Origin of the sequence: Hyalangium ruber (assembly GCF_034259325.1) — a bacterium.
Taxonomy (GTDB): Bacteria; Myxococcota; Myxococcia; order Myxococcales; family Myxococcaceae; genus Hyalangium_A; species Hyalangium_A rubrum.
Genome location: NZ_JAXIVS010000016.1, coordinates 181058 through 198658, shown reverse-complemented (window position 1 = coordinate 198658; position 17601 = coordinate 181058). Strand labels below are relative to the sequence as shown.

The 17601-nt window shown below is 68.3% G+C and carries 17 protein-coding genes; 9 read left to right on the top strand and 8 right to left on the bottom strand.

The genetic code is table 11. The features are described 5' to 3' along the window. Positions 1–377 precede the first annotated feature (377 nt). From SYV04_RS36235 to SYV04_RS36215, 5 genes are all read left to right on the top strand, one after another. Positions 378–746 (top strand): helix-turn-helix domain-containing protein, encoded by a 369-nt coding sequence (locus SYV04_RS36235; protein ID WP_321550602.1) that lies wholly within the window; start codon positions 378–380, stop codon positions 744–746. A gap of 29 nt (positions 747–775) precedes the next feature. Further along, positions 776–1159, top strand: a complete 384-nt coding sequence (locus SYV04_RS36230) for a hypothetical protein (RefSeq protein ID WP_321550601.1) — start codon at positions 776–778, stop codon at positions 1157–1159. 281 nt (positions 1160–1440) lie between these two features. Beyond that, the gene (locus SYV04_RS36225) at positions 1441–2085 is read left to right on the top strand and encodes a DUF6310 domain-containing protein (RefSeq protein ID WP_321550600.1); all 645 of its coding nucleotides are present in this window, start codon (positions 1441–1443) and stop codon (positions 2083–2085) included. Further along, positions 2082–2840 (top strand): DUF5953 family protein, encoded by a 759-nt coding sequence (locus SYV04_RS36220; protein ID WP_321550599.1) that lies wholly within the window; start codon positions 2082–2084, stop codon positions 2838–2840. Before SYV04_RS36225 ends, SYV04_RS36220 begins: the two co-directional genes overlap by 4 nt. 881 nt (positions 2841–3721) lie before the next feature. Then, complete coding sequence (locus SYV04_RS36215) at positions 3722–4294, top strand: hypothetical protein (protein ID WP_321550598.1); 573 nt, start codon at positions 3722–3724, stop codon at positions 4292–4294. Between the two features lie 155 nt (positions 4295–4449). On the opposite strand, the gene SYV04_RS36210 is transcribed toward SYV04_RS36215, so the two are convergent. The 5 genes from SYV04_RS36210 to SYV04_RS36190 form a co-directional block, all read right to left on the bottom strand. Further along, positions 4450–5544, bottom strand: coding sequence for a hypothetical protein (locus SYV04_RS36210; protein WP_321550597.1), 1095 nt, complete (start codon positions 5542–5544; stop codon positions 4450–4452). Positions 5545–5668: 124 nt separating this feature from the next. Next, positions 5669–6757 carry a hypothetical protein gene (locus tag SYV04_RS36205; protein ID WP_321550596.1) on the bottom strand — a complete coding sequence of 363 codons (1089 nt, stop codon included), beginning with the start codon at positions 6755–6757 and terminating at the stop codon, positions 5669–5671. After that, complete coding sequence (locus SYV04_RS36200) at positions 6754–7824, bottom strand: hypothetical protein (protein WP_321550595.1); 1071 nt, start codon at positions 7822–7824, stop codon at positions 6754–6756. Before SYV04_RS36200 ends, SYV04_RS36205 begins: the two co-directional genes overlap by 4 nt. Before the next feature lie 140 nt (positions 7825–7964). Further along, positions 7965–8597: an acetyltransferase gene (locus tag SYV04_RS36195; RefSeq protein WP_321550594.1), complete on the bottom strand. Its 633-nt coding sequence runs from the start codon at positions 8595–8597 to the stop codon at positions 7965–7967. 119 nt (positions 8598–8716) lie between these two features. After that, positions 8717–9214, bottom strand: coding sequence for a DUF6855 family protein (locus tag SYV04_RS36190; protein ID WP_321550593.1), 498 nt, complete (start codon positions 9212–9214; stop codon positions 8717–8719). A gap of 77 nt (positions 9215–9291) precedes the next feature. Between SYV04_RS36190 and SYV04_RS36185 the strand changes: the two genes are divergently transcribed. After that, positions 9292–10041 carry a hypothetical protein gene (locus SYV04_RS36185; RefSeq protein ID WP_321550592.1) on the top strand — a complete coding sequence of 250 codons (750 nt, stop codon included), beginning with the start codon at positions 9292–9294 and terminating at the stop codon, positions 10039–10041. 3 nt (positions 10042–10044) lie between these two features. Further along, the gene (locus tag SYV04_RS36180) at positions 10045–11382 is read left to right on the top strand and encodes a GspE/PulE/PilB domain-containing protein (RefSeq protein ID WP_321550591.1); all 1338 of its coding nucleotides are present in this window, start codon (positions 10045–10047) and stop codon (positions 11380–11382) included. Positions 11383–11385: 3 nt separating this feature from the next. Here SYV04_RS36180 and SYV04_RS36175 read toward each other — a convergent pair whose 3' ends face one another. Then, the gene (locus SYV04_RS36175; RefSeq protein ID WP_321550590.1) at positions 11386–12651 is read right to left on the bottom strand and encodes a hypothetical protein; all 1266 of its coding nucleotides are present in this window, start codon (positions 12649–12651) and stop codon (positions 11386–11388) included. 165 nt (positions 12652–12816) lie between these two features. Here SYV04_RS36175 and SYV04_RS36170 point away from each other — a divergent pair, with 165 nt between their 5' ends. After that, positions 12817–14733, top strand: a complete 1917-nt coding sequence (locus SYV04_RS36170) for a TonB-dependent receptor plug domain-containing protein (protein ID WP_321550589.1) — start codon at positions 12817–12819, stop codon at positions 14731–14733. Between the two features lie 28 nt (positions 14734–14761). After that, on the top strand, positions 14762–15400 hold the full coding sequence (locus SYV04_RS36165; protein ID WP_321550588.1) for an HmuY family protein: 639 nt from the start codon (positions 14762–14764) through the stop codon (positions 15398–15400). On the opposite strand, the gene SYV04_RS36160 is transcribed toward SYV04_RS36165, so the two are convergent. Further along, positions 15315–16826, bottom strand: coding sequence for an MXAN_6640 family putative metalloprotease (locus SYV04_RS36160; protein WP_321550587.1), 1512 nt, complete (start codon positions 16824–16826; stop codon positions 15315–15317). The two genes, SYV04_RS36165 and SYV04_RS36160, sit on opposite strands and share 86 nt — an antisense overlap. Further along, positions 16823–17599 carry an HmuY family protein gene (locus SYV04_RS36155; RefSeq protein ID WP_321550586.1) on the bottom strand — a complete coding sequence of 259 codons (777 nt, stop codon included), beginning with the start codon at positions 17597–17599 and terminating at the stop codon, positions 16823–16825. Before SYV04_RS36155 ends, SYV04_RS36160 begins: the two co-directional genes overlap by 4 nt. Positions 17600–17601 lie beyond the last annotated feature (2 nt).

Below are 17601 nucleotides of genomic sequence, written 5' to 3'. Positions count from 1 at the left end.
CGCGCCGAGAGGGGATCGGCTTGCCTCTAACCTGGGAGGGAGGGCAGGCCGATCCCCTCGGAGTGCGCTCCACTGGCTACACCGAGGGGGATCGGCGTGGTCGGTGCGAAGCGACTGGGGGCGCCCCGCATCCTGGGGGCGCCCCTGGTCGCGGCAGTTGCCCCCGGTGATCCGCTTCCTCCCTCTCTCCTGTCCATGCGCCCCCGGCGTGGGTCGTTCACGCTGGCGCGGCGCGCGAGGTTCCCCAGATGAAAGGCTACCCAACGGCACGGCCCGGGAAGGGTCCCCCTCGAAGCAGGGCCCGCAGACGGCCTCCGTTACTTCCTCGGGGCGCGAAGAGCCAAGAGCGGCGACTTGGGGCAACGCTTGGACAGACGATGCGGGCCGCACGGATGCGTGCGGGGCTCACTCAGGCCGAGATCGCCGCGAGCGTCGGCATTACTCCGGAGGTGTTCGGGCGGATGGAGCGCGGGAAGATGCTTCCCAGTGTGCCCACTCTGTTCCGGTTGTGCGTGGCCCTGCGCAGTGGCCCGCACGAGCTGATGGGCTTTGTCCCCCCGGCCAGTCTGCCCCAAGCGGCACAGCGTCAAGTGCCGCCCGAACTGGCAGACACGCCCGAGACGCGGCGCCTGTTGCGGCTGATGGGACGCCTGCAAGGGCTCCAGCTCAAGCTGATCTTGCGCCTTGTGCTGGCCTTCCTGACGGAGCCCCGGCGCCCCCGGAGCCAGAAGAGGAACCGGAGATAATCACGCCCCCGCAGCAGGACGCCCCCACGATGTTCTACCCGCTGAACCTCTGCGGCCATCTTCGCGGCCCTGGGGGCGCCTGCATCGACTTTCCCGAGTGCAAGCGCGAGCCTGTGAGCGCCGACAAGATGGGGCCGCTTGTGCAGCGAGCTGGCGAACTCCGGGCGCGGCTCCTAGCCCATCCTTCCCAGGCGTTCACCGGGGAGGGCCGCGCCGCCGTGGCGGACAAGCTCGGAGCGGCGGTGACTCTGGCCGAGTGCCTTAACGTGGTGCTGATCAGCATGCTCGAAGACAGGGCCGCCATGACGACAGAGGAACAAGCGAAGTTGGCCACCATCGGCGCGAACGTGGAGATGCGGGTGCGGGATCTCCGCGAACTCTTCACTGCATGGACGGCAGGGGGCCAATCCTGAAGCCCGGGGAGCACCCGCTATGCGGTCGGGTCCTCCGTCATGTTGCACGTATGTCGCAGGAACGTGCGGAACGGGCTGGAACAAGACGGGACGAGACGGGACGCGGCGGGATATCGACTCCTAAGCATTCCGGGCGGTTACGAGGTAAGGGCGCGATTCTGCTAGAGGTTTCGCACCGCCCGGCGCGGGTTCGATTCCCGCCGCCTCCGATGGCTGTGAAGGTTGCTCTGAGGGTAAAACGGGCCTGGGCCGCCCCCGGCTCGTGACTGACCGGATATCGAATGAGCTTCCGAGCTTGCAGCGCGCTCCTGTTGCTTCTCGTCGGCTGCGCGGCGACAGCGCCGCAGCAGCCGACGAAGCAGCACAACCAGATCGCCGTTCCCTGGGCAGCGCCGCTCGCCGGTCCGAAGCCCATTGTTCTGCCATCGCCTGTGGGACTGACTCCCCCAGTCACCGTCATGGTGGACCCAGGGACCCAGCTGGAGCCGGAAGCGGCCCCATCTCCGGATAGCTCCCGCTCGAACAGAGGCCCCTCAGCCCCTGTGACAGCCGAGCGCCGCCCGGAGTGTGCGCCCATCCCGGTGCCTCACCGGGGTGGAGATGACGCACATAACAAGTGTGCGGACACGTTCCCGCCCAACCGCTACCCCGGCAGGGACGTCCTCGTGAATGGCAAGCGCTTCGACGCGCTGCAGGTCGGCGTGCGCATGCTATGGGAGATCAAGACCGACCGCTTCGAGACGTACTCGCTCTTTCTCCAAAATCAGGTGCTCTCAGATCAAGTAGAGGAGTTTCGGGACGAGCGTGCCATCGCGCAGGCCTGTGACTATGGGTTTACCGTTGGCGTGAGCAGCGAGGCTCACAGGGCCGCGTTAGAGGAGCGGGACCGGACCCTCACCATCGTTGTCACAGGGTGCCCACGATGACCGTGCATGGCCGCCTGACCCTCCTCGTTTACGCGCCTGCACTCGTAGGCAATGACAGCCGCCCGCTCGCTGTTGTCCACAGGCTGGAGCGGGCGCTTCCCGGCCTGCGCCTGGAGTGGAAAGTCTCTCAGGAGGGACAGCCCATCGCATTGCCCCAGCGAGATACGTGGCTCGCCGAGGCGGTGGCCCGCGGGAAGTTCCCGCTGCTCTGCAATGGCGACGAGAGCTCCCCCATAACGCTGAGCGGATTGGCAATCCCCGCGAGCCAAGCGGCGGGCGGGCAACCGTTGCTCGATGTCCATGCGGACCTGCCTCTCGACACGACTATTCGCGCGGCGGCAGCGGATGTGCTGGCGGAAATGGCAGAGGGCGCGCGTGCATTCTGGGGACGTGCGACGCCTTTCAGCGCGGCCGTCGAGATTGCGCGGCAGACGCGAGATCCAGTGCATAAGCCAGGAACCCCGCCACGAGGGCTGCCAGCGCTCAGGTTTCCAGAGAAAATCCGCTCGCCTGCGATTCCGCAGTATCTAGGGTGGCTGAACTACTGGTCCGCCGCGGCAGCAGAGTCCATTGGGTTCCCGGACCCCTCGCGAGATGCCGATCTGCTCTCTCGTGCGCGGCGCACAACCACGGGCGGGTGGGTGGTTCAGCTCACAGAGGCCCCGCTCGACCTCGACAACCCAGCTCACCTTGAGGCGCTCATGTGGGCTTATGAGCGCTTCCCGAAGATTGGCGGTCGGGCAGCTCCGAGCTAAAGGGTTTTGCTTCCGCCTTACGGCGGGTTCGATTCCCGCCGCCTCCACAACGCAGCGAAAGCTGTAGCAAGGCACCGGCAGCTATCAGGCGAGCCGGGGTTTTCGTTTCCCCTGAAGCCGCCAGAGGCAGCCAGTCATAAGCTCAGCGGGAGTCCGGCGGACCCGACGTGGGCGGCGGCTTGCTGGGTGGACTGAGGGCAGGTGCGTAGCACCGGCCTTGGCTGTACACCCAGCCGTTCTCCGCGCACTCCTCGGCGCTCATCGGAAGAGTCTCCACCCAGCAGCCTCCGTTGAGGGCCACCAGCTTGCGGCCGGGACAGCGGCCCTTCTCGTCGGGTCGGGTCTGCCCGGGAACAGGCTTTGGCGGCATGTCTCGGGCCATGGTCTCTGTCTTTGCGGGGACATGGATGGCCAGGGGCGCCGTGGGCGCGGAGTCCCCCACGGCGGCAGTGCCCGCATCGGGCACCTCGGAAGCAGAGGACTGACGCCCGCGCGCAGCCAGCCGATCGAGCCGGTGCGCAGCCGGTGGCCACCTCCGCCATGCCCGCCTGGCGCGAGACATCCACCAGGGTGCGGTGCATCTCTCCCAGGCGGGCCTCGGCCTGCTTGCGGGCAGTGATGTCCTGGGCGAAGAAGGTGATGCCCTCGGGCCGGCCGCTCTCACCGGGGCTGGGGCCCCATGGCGGAGGCAGAGCCGAAAGAACAAGAGGCGAGCACACCGCAATCGCGCCGCAAATTTTTGCTCTAAACGAAAGATGGGGTCTTTCTGCATAGCCCGCTCATCCCGGGTCTCCCTGCTCTGGGGGGAATCTCGTGCGCTCCAAGAGCCCAACCGGGGCGCCGAGCAACCAGACAGAAGTCCCTTGAAAGGAAACCATCGGATGAGAGCAACGATTATCGCGAGCATCACCCTGACGACCTTGCTGGCGAGCTCCGCCCTGGCAGGAACCGAGGCCGATGAAGCGGCGGCCAAGACCGAGCAGCCAGCGCAGGGCGCGGAGGGGGCGGGCGACATCTCCATCATGCAGGGGAGCGGCCCCTTCAATACGATCCAGGACATCAAGAACTACGACGCGGCCACCCAGGACTCAGGGTGCAAAGTGACGTTCGTGGACGGCTCGCAGGTGCAGTATCTGCTCGGCTTCGGTCCGTGCGAAATCACGGAGTACTTCCGCTGCAGTGACAATAAGTATCGCTTCCAGTGCTGGGATCAATACTCGGCGGCTCCGTGGTGGGACGGCTCGCTGCTCTCGCTGTTCTCGAGTCCGGACTCGCGGGTCTACCTCGATGGCTCGCTGTACCAGTGGAACTCGGGGACCTGGGGACAGACGGTCTACATCGAGACCTGCACCGGCGACAGCTCTCCGTATCTGTCGGGGCCGTACACGTACCACTACGTGACGTTCTGGCAGACCCGGTTTGGCGGCACGCTCATCAACCGCACCTGCCCGTAAACCCCCCGTCCCTGCGGGCCCTGTGAGGTGCTTCCAACACCTGTTCGCAGGGCTCGCAAGGGCGATGGCGCTCGTGCGCTTCCAGGGCAGTGGGGGATTCGAGGGATGGGGGCGCCATCCCTCTTCAACGGCAGCTGTCCTCGTGCGCTGACCGCTCAGCCCTGCAGATCCTCCGGCGTCAGGCCTGCCGCGTCGAGGTCCAGCTCATCCAGTGGAATGCGCTGGATGTGCTCCCGGGGGTGATCGACGTCGTCCTTGTACTTGTCCGAGCCGCTCTCGTACGTCACCCAGAGTTCACCATCGATGATGTTCAGCCCCTGCGCGTACGGGTCGATCTTCCCGTTGCTGATGTCGGTCCGGTCGTCGATGTCTGCCTTGAACTTCTCCGTGTCGAACGGCTGGTACACCAGCTTGTGGTCGCCGGTGGTGAACAGCAGCGCGCCGTCCACGACCGCGATCCCCTGAGCCCGGTCGGGCGCGCGGATGGGCCCCTGCGGCGAGTGCTCGTTCTGGATGAGCTCGCCCGTGCGCTCGTCGAGCTTGTACCGCCAGACCGCGCCCGCCTTGCCGTCGCCGTCCTTGCTGTACCCGCCGACGTAGGCGTAGCCGTCCTTCACCGTCATGTAGCTGCCGTTCGAGACCAGCCCGGTGCCCGTCTCGGGGTCGATCCTGTCAGCGGGCACGTCGATCACCTGGGACGGCTCGGCGACGGTCCCCTCTCTCTCCGCCTTCTCGATGGCCTCGCGGCTGTAGACGTAGATGAAGTCCGTGTCCGAGACGTAGACGTTGTCGCCGTCCACCGAGACGCCTCCACCATGTGAGGGCGGCGGGACCGAGTCCTTGCCTCCCAGGCGCACATTGAGCGTCTCGCTCCCGTCCTTCTTGTCCTGGATCGAGAGCAGCACGCCGCTGTCGTCGTAGTAGGTCGTGAGCACCTCGCCGCGCTTGGCGTCGTAGCCCTGGCCCTGCGGCGTCAACCCATCGTCCAGGTGCAGCAGCTTCGGGCCCACGGGATCGGGCAGCAGGCGCTTGAGGAACGGCGGAAGGTCGATCGAGGCCGCGTTCCCACCGCCGTTGAGGCTTACGGGGGTGGCCCGCGGGAGGTCGAAGCCGTCCCGGAAGTAGGAGGCTGGCGAGGGCGTGGTTACCGCCGGTGTGGTCACCGCGGGCGTGGCAGAGGCCGTCTGCGTGGCCGTCGTGGAGACGGTGGGAACGGTCGGGGCGAGGCGGCGAAGGAGGGAGTCGAGCATGGGAACAGCTCCGATTCGAGGGTCATGTCGTAGCGACGTACCCTGGATACGCGCCTCACCCAGAACGGGTTACATCGTGTGCCCCGAAAACCGAGCCGGTTTGTCCAGGCGGTGCCCTTCACGGTCAATGTAGCGGCGTCGGACGCTCTGGAGAGAGCGTCTCTCGCAGGGCTTCGGCCGTGCGCAGCACGATGGCCTCGAAGAGCAGGTCACGCGGGTAGATTGCGCCCCTGGGGTTGCCGGCGATTACCGGCCAGTGCTCCTGCAAGGGCAGGGCGACCGCCCAATGGTCGGCGCGCGCATAGCCGAGCAGCTCACTCCCTGGGACGAGCTGATCGTAGAAAGGCAGCTGGCCGTCGATGTAGGGCTCGAGGCGGCGCATCGGGCCCTCGATGGGGAACATCGCCCGGCCGACCTCGGGCGCGGGCGCGCTCGCCCCCACCGAGAAGTAGCGGATGTGCCCAGGCAGCCGGTGCCGGGCCAGCCAGTTCATCCGCGTCTCGCGTCGCAGGTCCTCGATGACATGGCTGTCTCCGGGGGGGCAGGCGTCCACTGGCCAGGAGGCGAAGGGACGGTAGGGACCGGCGAAGCGCTCCGCCATGGGAGAGCCGTTCACGCTGCCCGCGATGCTGACCACCGCCTGAACCTTCGCGGCCAGGGATGGGTATTGGATGAGGAACTCGAGGATGTCCGTGACCCCCTTCGAGTAGCCCACGAGCACCAGCGGGCCCTCGGCGACCCGCAGCTCTCGTGCCACGGCACGGGCGATGCGCGGGGTGTTGTACGCGCTGCTCGAGCGACCGCTGACGCGCACCTCGCGGATCGCGTAGCCCAGCGAGCTCAGCTTGCGCACCGCCCCCGGGTACATGCGCGCCGCGTCGAAGCACTCCGCGAACGAGCCTGCCACCAGCAACAGGTGCAGTCGTGGGTCATGCGCAGGTAGCGCTCGTGTCTCGGCAGGCACCACCGGTTCATCCGTGAAGCGGACGAGCAGGGACTCGCAATCCAGGCCGGCCGTACTTTCTCGCTCCAGCAGGGCACAGAAGAGTTCGCGGAAGCGGGCGCGTCCATCTCGCACCGGCGGCTGCCCCACCACGGAGAGCTGGAGCGCTGGCAGGTCCGGGTTGTACGGAAGCCGCGGGGGGGTACACCTCGGTCCTCCCACGAGGAGGCTCGCGAGGAGCGCCAAGAAGGGGAGCGCGGGAGGCCTCATCGAGTGGCACCGGCATGCTCGAGCGCTTCGATGATGTGGAGGATGGCTGCTTCGATCAGCAACTCCTGGGGAAACGGGCGCCAGTGCTTCCATGCCGTGCTCCTGGAAGCCCCTGGCTCCGTCGGTCGGGTGGCCACGGACCAGTGGTCGGCGCGCACGTAGCCGAGCAGCGCCGAGCCCGGAATCACCTGGTCGAAGAACAGCAGTTGCCCGTCGTTGCGTGGGTCGAACCGGGCCAGCGCGTTCGCGGACGGGCGCAGCGGGGCGGAGATCGTCTCTGGCGGTGTGAAGGCCACGAGCGAAAAGTAATGCGTCTGCGCGGGTAGGGAATGGGAAGAGAGCCAGCGGAAGCGCGCCGTCCGCCTCAGCTCCGCCAGGGCACTCCGCTCCACGGCTTCACAGCGGGAGGCCATCTTTCGAGGGAGCAGCCCCGCGGGGCCCTCTCGTGCCTCCGCGAGCGGGGAGCCGTTGATGGCACCCGCCACGCTCAATACTGCTCGCACCCGCGCGGCCTCGGCTGGAGCCGTCACGAGCAGCTCCAGGATGTCGACCGCTCCCTTGGAGTGTCCGACGAGGATGACGTCCTCGGCCCGGGTCGCCGCGATGGCGCGCGCGAGCTGCGCTGCATTGGTCTGGCTGTTCGCCAGGCAACTCACGGGCACGAGCCGCGCCTCGTAGCCCAAGCGCTGCATGTGCTCCACGGCAGGCTCCAGCGGTCGGGAGAGCCCGGGTACGCACTCGCCCGGAAGCCCGGGGACGAAGAGCAGCGCGAGGCTCGGCGCATGCGCGGGCATGGCCTGGGGGGAGGGGACTCCAGGAGCTTCATCGCTCAAGCGATGGAGCAGCTCCGCACACGGCCGAACCCCGGTGCCGGGCGCGCGGTCGAGCAGCGCGCAGAAGATCTCCCGGAAGCGCACGCGCCCATCCTGAATGGGGGGAGCCCCCGCCACGGTGAGCGCCTGGGCGGGGACATCGAGGCTGTACGCGAGTCGCGGCGCATGGAGGCAGCCTGTGAGCAGGAGGCCCACCAGCAAGGCACTCTGCGACGCGACGCGCGGGAGTCTCATGGACTCGACAACGAGAACATCCTCGTCTCCTCATGCAGTGGCTGGGAGCCCGTGTCCCAGACAGCAATGCTGGACGAGTTCTACCTGGATAGGGTGAAGCTGGCAGTGCCGATCATTCCAAGATGGGCGGCTGTTGTGTGCTAGCCCATTCCGCGCCGGTTGAAGAAGGGACGCCCGGGATTGCCGACGACCGTGGCGCCTTCGCCGATGTCTCTCGACGTCATGGAGCCGGCCGACAACAGACAGTTCTTCGCGACCGTGACGCCGGGCGTAACGACGGCCCCCATGCCCACGAACACGAAGGGCTCGAGCGTGACCCCACCCCCCAGCGCGCTCTTGCCGCTGACATGGCAGTAGGCGCCGATGCGGCTCCCGTGCCCGATCACCGCGCCGTTGTTGATGATGCAGTGCTCGCCAATGGTGGCGCCATGCTCGATGACCGCGAAGGGCATCACGGCCGTGCCCGCGCCGATGGAGACGTTCTCTCCGATGACGGCGGTGGGATGGATGAGCGTGGGGAAGCGCCACCCGGCGAGCTGAGCGGAGAGGCGTTGGCGCGTGTGATTGTCGCCGATGCCGAGGAAGAGGTTGTCCGTCCGTTCGCTCGTGAGCGCATGGCGATCCCCCAGCACCCGGTGTCCGAAGCGTTCCCCGCCAGCCAGGAGTGGATCATCGTCGATCAACCCGAGAATCGCGTACTGGCCATTCGCGCGTACCAGGTCGGCGACCACGGAGGCGTGGCCTCCCGAGCCGTATAGAAACAAGCCTTGCATGAGCCCCCCAGGGAATAGCTTGGCTCTAGTTCCTCGCGGCCGGACCCTTCAAGCCAGTCCAGGCGATCGCCCCATAACTCAACAAAGGTATCGCCTGGACGCGCAGGGGGGCGCACGGGCTATGGGGCGCGCGCGCGCATCCGATTGTTCTTGGGCTGATGCTCGAGCTCGGCGAGCCCGAGCGCTTCGAGCACGGGCGGCACATACACTCCGAAGCGTCCCCGGAGCCCCTTCTTGAGGCCGTACCAGCCTCCCACGGGGTTCTTCGATGAGCGCCCCCAGGACTCCACGCTGCCCTCGGCGGCGGGCTTCTGCTCATCCGCGCCGCCGAGCGGCATCCAATCTCCGTGAGCGGCCAGCATGGCGCGCAGATCCTCGATGCAGCGAAGGTGGTAGCGCAGCTCGGTCTTGCCCACGCGCACCACGAGCGCGGGAGGGTCGAGCGTGTCGTCTCGGAAGGCCTCGAACTCCGATGTTCCGGGCGGAGTCTTGAGCACCCAGGGGCGCTCTCGCGTTCCGAGGCCGCTGGAGCTCGAGGGCTTCTTGGGAGCCGCGGCCTTCTTGGCGGGAGCCTTCTTCGCCGGACTCTTTTTCGCTGGGGCCTTCTTCGTTGCCATTCTGTCCCTCCCGGAAGCGGTAACTCTAGACGAACGTCACGCGGGAGTGGCGTTGTGACGTAGGCTAGGGGCCTCGCATGAGCACCTATCGACTCCGCCCCGAGGGCATGGCCCTGATGATGAGGGACCACCGCCGCATGGTGTACGGGCGCATTCCCCTCATGGTCGTGGCCCTCGGCGTGGGCATCGCCATTCCGCCGCTCGCTGGCATGCCCTTGTCCCCGGTTACCTTGAGTGTGCTGGGGGTCATCGGTCTGGGAGTCATGGTCTTCAGCGTCTGGAGCGGGCTGCGCAAGGCCGAGTACCAGTTCGCCCAGCACTTCGAGACCTATTCGCTCGAACTGGACGACCGGGGGCTGTCCCACCACAGCGCCATCCTCCCGGCGAAGCAGCTGGGCCGTGGCGAGGTGGCGCGCATCGAGGAGTCCTCCCTCCTGGGGCTCGTCGTCCGTGGCCGCAAACCCGGCGACGTCATCGTCGTCTCGCCCCATCTGCAGGGCTATGACGAGGTGCGCTCCCAGCTGGCCGTCTGGCGCGACATCGAGGCGCTGTCAGGGCGCAAGGTCCAGCGCCAGCAGCAGCTCGCGGGACTCACGGGCATCGGTCTGTCGCTCGTGTTCATCGCCCTGTGGGTCGGCGTGGGCTGGAGCCCCGACATCCGCCTGGCCATGGCGTGCGGCGCCGTGATGTGTGTCGGCGGCATCTTCGTCCTGCGGTCCCTGCACCAGCGCATACCTGGGATCAACCTCAAGCCCCTGGTCGGCGCCCTGATCTTCTTCTCGCTGAGCATCCCCGCGCGGCTGCTCCTCCACTACTGGAGGCCGTGAGCCATGGCGCGCAAGCTCGGCGAGCAGCTGCTCTCGGACGGTGTCGTGACGCAGGAAATGCTGGCCCGGGCGCTCGAGCGGCAGAAGGAGACGGGGCAGAAGCTGGGCGAGTGTCTGGTGCGGCTCGGCCTGGATGAGACTCCGGTGCTGCGCCTGCTCGCCCAGGAGCTCAAGACGCGCTTCGTGTCGACCGCCAAGCTGGCCCAGGCGCCGGTGGACTCCGCGCTGCTCGAGCGCGTCCCCGTCCGGCTCGCCGAGGGCTTCGACTTCATGCCCCTGCGCCTGGATGAGGCGGCGCAGAGCCTCTATGGCGTCATGGCCGAGCCCCAGCGGGAGCGGGCCATCGAGGAGATTGCACGCACCGTGGGCGTGGCGCGCGTGCTGCCCTTCGTGGCGCTGCGCCGCTCCATCCGGGCGGCGATCCGCAAGCACTACTACTCCGACTCCCAGGCCTTCGAGCACATGGTGGACGATGATGCGTGTCCCCATTGCGGCGCGCCGACTGCTCCGGGCGACTTCCAGTGCGCTCGCTGCGAGTTGCTCCTCGTCCGCAGCCCCGAGGATCTGCCACCCCGGGACAATGTCTCCGTGGTGCGGGCGCTCCTCGCAGCTCCCGACCGCACCGGCAGCCGGGGCGTTCCCTCGCCTCCGCAGCAGGAGAAGACCCGGATCTCCTCGTACGCGCAGGCGGTGGCGGGAGGCCCTCCGGCCGTTCCGGCTATCACCGGCGGCCTCGACATCGCGCAGAAGACACTCACCCCGTTCGAGGCCTACATCCTGTCCTTCGTGGATGGGCGCACCTCGGTCGCGGACCTCGCGCGCATCACCGCGCTGGCCGAGGTGGAGCTGCGTGCCGTCTTCGAGTCACTGTGCGAGCGAGGCATCACCCGGGTGTCGAACGGTGAGGAGAAGCGGGCCGCCGTGGCGAAAGCCGCGGAGTCGAAGCGCGCACCCCCCGCGGCTCCGGCCCCGCCGGCTCCGGCTCCGGCTCCGGCCCAGGCTCCGGTTCGGGAGAAGGTGCCTCCTCCCGAGGCGAAGGTCGCGGACCCCGCCGATGACATCCTCCAGCGCGTCGTCCGGCTGGAGCGCAGCGGTCGGATCGAAGAGGCCGTAGAGCTGCTCGAGGGCGGAATCTCCCGGCTCTCCAACCCGGCGCCGCTCTACAACCGGCTGGGGATGATCCTCCTCAACCAGCGGCGCGACTACACCCGGTCCACCAAGCTCTTCCAGAAGGCGGCGGACCTGGAGCCGGACAACAGCGTGTACATGATGAACCTCTACTCCGTGCTCAGCCTCAAGGCCGACGCCACCAACGCCGGCAAGAAGGTGAAGAAGCGCTGAGCGCTACGGCACGAAGGAGAACGTCCGCTCCCGCGACAGTGCCGTCGTCACCCAGGACTCCACGTCCGTGGGGGTGATGCGGGCCTCCACATAGGCCTCCCCCTGGCCGCTCGCGTTCGTGGTGTCGAAGGTGTACGCCAGTGAGCCATCCTCCACGATGATGCCCATGCCCGCCTGGCCGGCGCCGAAGCCCGCGAAGTAGGCCGTGGCTCCCTCGGAGGCCGTCCACCGCAGCGTGAGCGGCTCACCCGAGCGCGCCTGCGTGTCCGCCGTGGGGGCGGTGATGGCGAACTCGCCCGGCATCCGGAACGTGCGGCGCAAGGAGTCCTGGCCCAGGGTCACCGCGATCTCGAAGCTGCTTCCCGGCGTCAGTTGCGCCGAGTTCGGCTCCGAGAAGGAGTAGGCCGCGAACCTCGTGTCATACGGAATGGAGCGGCCATTGAGCGTCACCGTCGCGTCCTGGCGAGCCTGGTTCTCGTAGCGCACCTCCAGCTCCACCTTCGCCTCCGTGCCATTGAGCCCCACCCGGCCCTCCACCGTGAGCTTGCCCTGCTCGATGACGTCGCCCCCGTCCAGGCCGCACACGTCGAGCGCCAGGAAGGTCAGCCAGCCCGCCTCGCAGACGAACGCGTCGAAGAAGGGCCCGCCCGAGGTGAGGCTCAGCGGCAGCGACGTGGAGGGCGGCACCACCGCGGACGACTCCGAGTTCACTCCCTGGATGAGGTTGAAGCCCGGCTTCAGGCCCGTCGCCGCCGGCTGCTCCGTGCTCACGTAGACCACGGCGAAGGTGGAGCGCTCGCCCCCCAGCAGCGAGGAGCCGATGACCCGGTCCACCGGCGCCCCGTGCATCGCGATGGGGTCCAGCTTCCCGTTGCCGTTGCCATCCTTGTACGCCAGGAGGATGCCGAAGGCGCCCTTGCCCTGGAGCCCCTCGCCGAGCTCCGCGAGCGCCTCCTCCGGCGGCGGGCGGTAGATGTGGAAGCGGTAGTTGGCCGGAAAGCTCCCCTGGTAGACCACGTCCTCGGTGATGACCTCCTGGAGCACGCCCGGAGGGCCCTCCCGGTCGTCCGCGGCCAGCCACTGCGGGTACCACACCAACGCCAGGCGGATCTCGCCGGTGAGCTGGGCGTCCGGGGTGGGCATCATCTGGCCCGTAATCGTGACCAGGGGCTCACCCGGGTGCTCGGGGCTGACCACGTCGCCGCAGCCGGTGAGGGTGAGGAGCAGGGTGAGCAAGAGGAACGGGAAGCCGCGGAGTTGTCGAAGCAAGGTGTCCCCTCCAGGGGAAGCGAAGTGGAGCGGCCCTGAATGGGTGCTCGTTCAGGGAGACCGGTTCAGCACCGGAAATTGGGAACCGCCTTTTTTGGGCTTGTCATTTGACTTTGAGAATGAATCTCAATATCGAACCGGTTCCCGAGGATTGGAGGAAGCGGCATGCCGTGGCGCTGGTGTCTTCTCTTCACGGCTTGCGCCGTGCCTACGTGGGCATGGGGCGAGGACGCGTCGTCGCCGGATGCCGGCGTCGAGCCCGCCTTGCAGACGGTGGTCACCGCTGGCCGCTCGCCGGAGCGGCTGGAGGATGCGCCGGTCGCCACCGAGGTCATCACCCGGGCCGAGATCGTCGCGAGCGGGGTCCAGAACGCCGCCGAGTTGCTTGCCGCCCACCCGGGGCTGGAGGTGCTGTCCACGTTCTCGGGCTCGACCCTGCGCGTTCAGGGACTCGGTCCCGAGTACGCGTTGATCCTGGTGGATGGCGAGCGCGTCAACGGCCGGGTAGGGGGCGCGGTCGATCTGTCCCGGCTCTCGCTCGAGGACATCGAGCAGGTGGAGATCGTCAAGGGCCCGTCCTCGGTGCTCTACGGAAGCGACGCGGTGGCGGGAGTGGTGAACCTCATCACCCGCCGTGCCCGCCGGCCGCTCGGCGCCGACATCCGCCTCACCTATGGAAGTCTCCAGCAGATCGACGTGGATGGCACGGGCGAGGCTCGGGGAGAGGGCTGGGGCGTGCGGGTGAGCGGAGGGCTCCAGCGCCGCGACGCCTATGATCTGGAACCCGCGGACATCGGCACCACGGGCAGCAGCCTGGCGGGCTTCCAGGTTTCGGCGCGCGGGGACTTGAACGGCGAGCAGCGGGGGCTCACCAGCACGGTGTCCTACGCTCGCCGCGTCCAGCGGGGCGTGGACCTGGGAGAGACGGGCGCCACCTTCGATCGTGCCAGCCGGGACGACACGCTCACCGTGCTGCTGGCGCCTTCATGGAAGCTCAGCGATGCGATGTCCCTGCGCGCCGAGGCGAACTACACGGGGTTCAAGCGGCGCTACGTGCTCGACCAGCGCAACGCCTCCACGCTCGACTCGGTGGAGGACACCCGGGATCAGCTCGCGCGGCTCGGTGGACAGCTCGACACCCGGCTGGGAGAGCGGCATGCGCTCGTCTCGGGCGTGGAGTTCCTCGGAGAGCACCTGGCGGCGGACCGGCTGGAGGGAGGGCGCGGCCGGCGGGGGCGCGCGTCGCTCTACGCTCAGGACAGTTGGACGGCGCTGCTCCAGCCGCGCCTGGTCCTCGTGCCTGGAGCACGCCTCGACCTGGACTCGCAGTTCGGTCCGGCCCTGACTCCTCGGCTCGCGCTGCGGTTGGATCCGCTGTCGGCGCTCACGCTCCGGGCCAGCTATGGCTGGGGCCTGCGCGCGCCCAGCTTCCAGGAGCTGCTGCTCGACTTCGAGAACCCCTCGGTCGGCTACACGGTGCGCGGCAATCCGGACCTGCAGCCCGAGCGCTCACGCAGTCTGAGCCTGTCCGTGGAGTTCCGGCCCGCCGCGCCTTCGCTGCTGTGGGTGAGCGGCTTCCAGCACTCCCTGCGAGACATGATCAGCATCTCCCTCCGGCAGGACGCGCAGGGGCAGAACTTCGTCTACACCAACCTCGAGCGGGCGAGCGTCCGGGGTGGCGAGCTCGGGCTGCGCCAGAAGATTCCTGGCGGCTTCACCGTGGACGCGAGCTACACGCTTACCGATGGCCGGGACCGTGAGACGGATCAACCGTTGGAGGGACAGGCACGCCACCGCTTCACGAGCCAGGTGACATGGCGCTTCCGGCCCTGGGGGCTGGAGGCGTGGGTGCGCGGCGCTCTCGTGGGCTCCCGGCCCTTCTACCCGGACGTGGACGGGGATGGCGTCGCCGATCCCTACAAGGCCAAGCCGTACGTCTCCGTGGACGCGCGGATCTCCCAGCAGCTCCCGGCGGGCCTCCGCCTCTTCGTGGCGGGCACCAACCTGGCCGCGGCAGGCAACCCGGAGGACCTGCCCATCCTGCCGCGCACGTTCCAGGCCGGCATCTCCGCCCAGCTCTGACGCCTCCCCCTGCTCACAGGAGTCTCTCATGCGTGTTCCGTCTTCTCGCTCCCTGCCCCTCCTTCCGTGTCTGCTCCTCGCGGGGTGGATGGCGGCCTGCGGCCCGGATCTTCTGCCGGACCCCGGAGAGCCCCCTGACAACGAAGATCCCGGGGAGCAGGTGCCCCAGGATCCCAACGTGAAGCACGTGGACCACGGCGACGGCACCTTCACCACCACCGTCGACGCGACGAGCAGCGAGGTGTGGATCGGCCTGGACCTGGATCAAGGCCGCCAGGCGGACGCCGCGCAGGACATGAAGTGGGATGTGGCCTTCCAGCGTTTCCACATCCGCACCCGGGGAGGCGTGAACGGCGGGGGAGGGGTCCAGGTGGCCTTGCTGACTGGCGTGGACTTCGCGCAGGTACAACAGGCGCCCGCGACGGGCTACGTCACCGACGCGGAGGACGGTGACGACGAGAACACCCAGCCCGACACCGCCTTCGAGGCGGGAGAGAACTGGTACAGCTACGACCCGAGGACGCACCTGCTCACGCCCCGCAGCCAGGTCTACGTGCTGCGCACGGACGAAGGCGCCTTCTTCAAGATCCAGATCGTCTCCTACTACGACGCGGTGGGGACTCCCGCGATGATGCAGGTCCGCTGGGGGCGGGTGCAGCCTTCCTGAGCCACCCCAGCAGCAGGATCAGCGGCAGCGCCCAGGACACGCCACCGGGGGCGGATTGACAGCCCCCGCTCGCGTCTGGCGCTGACGGCTCATTCGAGGGGAGCTCGCAAGGGGTGCTGGTGGCGATGTCGGCGATGCACAGCCGCCCATAGCGCCCCAGGCCCTGGTGACGTCCGTCCACGACCGCCACCACCACGCGGGTGGCATCCGTGGCGGACACCTGTGCCACCAGAGGACCGGGCCCGTCCGCTCGGACCACCCGGAGCTCTCCGTTGCCCTCCGCCGCCACCAGCAGGTGGAGCGCTCCCGGCTCCGCGTCCTCCGTGGGCTGGAAGCTCACCGAGACGCTCTCGGCTCCGCCCTCCACCTCGAAGTACCGCGTCGAGGCGGCAGCCACCCGCACCGAGGCCTCATCGACCGGGAAGGATTTGGGGGTGGGGGAGAGCTCGGCATAGCCCTCGCCACGCGCGTAGCCCTGGCCCTGGCGGGCGCGTGAGCCGGTGGCCAGGTTCCACTGGGCAAACTCGGCGAAGGCGACGTCGAAGTCAGCGCTCCACTCGCGGCGCAGGACCGTGTCCACCAGCGAAGGCCAGAGGACCGCCGGGGTGCGGGTACTCTCCTCCCACATCGAGAGGATGACCCGATCCCCGAAGCGCTCGCTCAAGAACTGGAAGAAGAGCGACGAGCCGTAGCTGAACGTCCCCGGCCCGTCCGGATCCACCACCAGGCTGCGGTCCGGGCGCTCCATGTACGCCGAGGTGAAGTGCTCCAGGTCCTCCAGCGCCGGGGAGAAGCGCTCGGTCGCCCACACCGCGGTGCCCTCCGACGCGATGTTTCCAAGGCCGGGGTGGTAGGCGGCCTGCACCGCATGGAAGAACTCATGGCTGGCCAGCGTGTCCACCGCCTCCGCATAGGAGCGGTAGCTGTAGCCGGCGAAGTCGTTCTCCTGGAGCATGTGCCCCGTGCAGCGCGTCTCCGGCTCCTGGCAGCCGTCCAGCCGGAACGCCCCGTCCGCCCGCCTCGCGAAGTCCACCAGGTAGACATCGAAGAGCCCATCGCCGCCGTTTCCCTCCGTCAGCCAGGAGTCCCCTGGCGGCGGGAGGTAGCCCAGGGAGGCGTAGAAGGCCGAGACCCGGTCGTAGGTCCCGGCCACGACGTCGACCGCGTCCGGGATGCCATTGCCGTCCGCGTCCGCTGCCGGCACCGCATTGGGCCCGCCGCGGGTGAAGTGAATGCGGAACCCTCCGCCCGGTGACACTGCTGACTCCACCTGCTCGTCCGGTTCGAAGCGCGGAAGACTGGCAGAGGGGGACGTGGGACGCACTCCCGCCAGCAGTTCTCCGTGGTGCAGCCCAAGGGCGTCAGGCTCGACGCCCACCGGCCCACACCCGACGGCGGGCAGGAGCAGCAGTGCCAGCCACCTCATGGCAGGAAGGCCCACCTGACGCGGAACTGCGCGGCGCCGCTCGGCTGGGGCGCGCTCCCCGACTGGTTGCAGACCGTCTGCACGGAGGGCTCGTAGTAGCTCGTCACCTGCAGCTTCACATGGCGGCCGTCCGCCAGCCGCAGCACGAAGACGTTGCCCGTCATGGCCAGGCAGCTCTGGTAGCTCCAGTAGCTGGCCATCTGCGCCGCCGGCGCGCCGATGCCCGTGTCGTCCTCGACGAACTCACACGTCTCGTTGAAGTAGCTCTCGGAGCGGAACTCCCACGCCGAGTCCACGCGCGTCACGGACTCGAAGGAGGTGCCTTGCGGCGCCCGGGCCACGGCGATGCACGAGGGCCCCGACACGCCGCTGTTCACCCGGATGATGAAGCGGCGGAAGGCGATGTCCCAGTCCGTCGAGGCGAGCGCCGCCTGGTCATCCACCGACACCCGGTTCAGCCCCTGCTCCGTGAAGCTGACGTAGGTATAGGCCTGGTTGGGCACGGAGCCGCCCGCGCGCGCGTCCACATAGGTGTGGAACTCGCCCGCGGCGGTTCCCTCCTCGCGGATCTCCGCCGTGGACACCGTGGTGAGCAGATCCAGCTTGTCGATGCTCTGCTCGGTGCAGCGCACCGCGCTGGCCTCACACCGCTGCACGGGCTCGGGCTCATCGGTGCCGCAGCCCACCACGAGGGGACCCATCGTCATCACGGACAACGCCCAGATGGCCTGGGCCGTGCGCTTCATCGACCGAACCTCGGTACGGGTGCTCATTG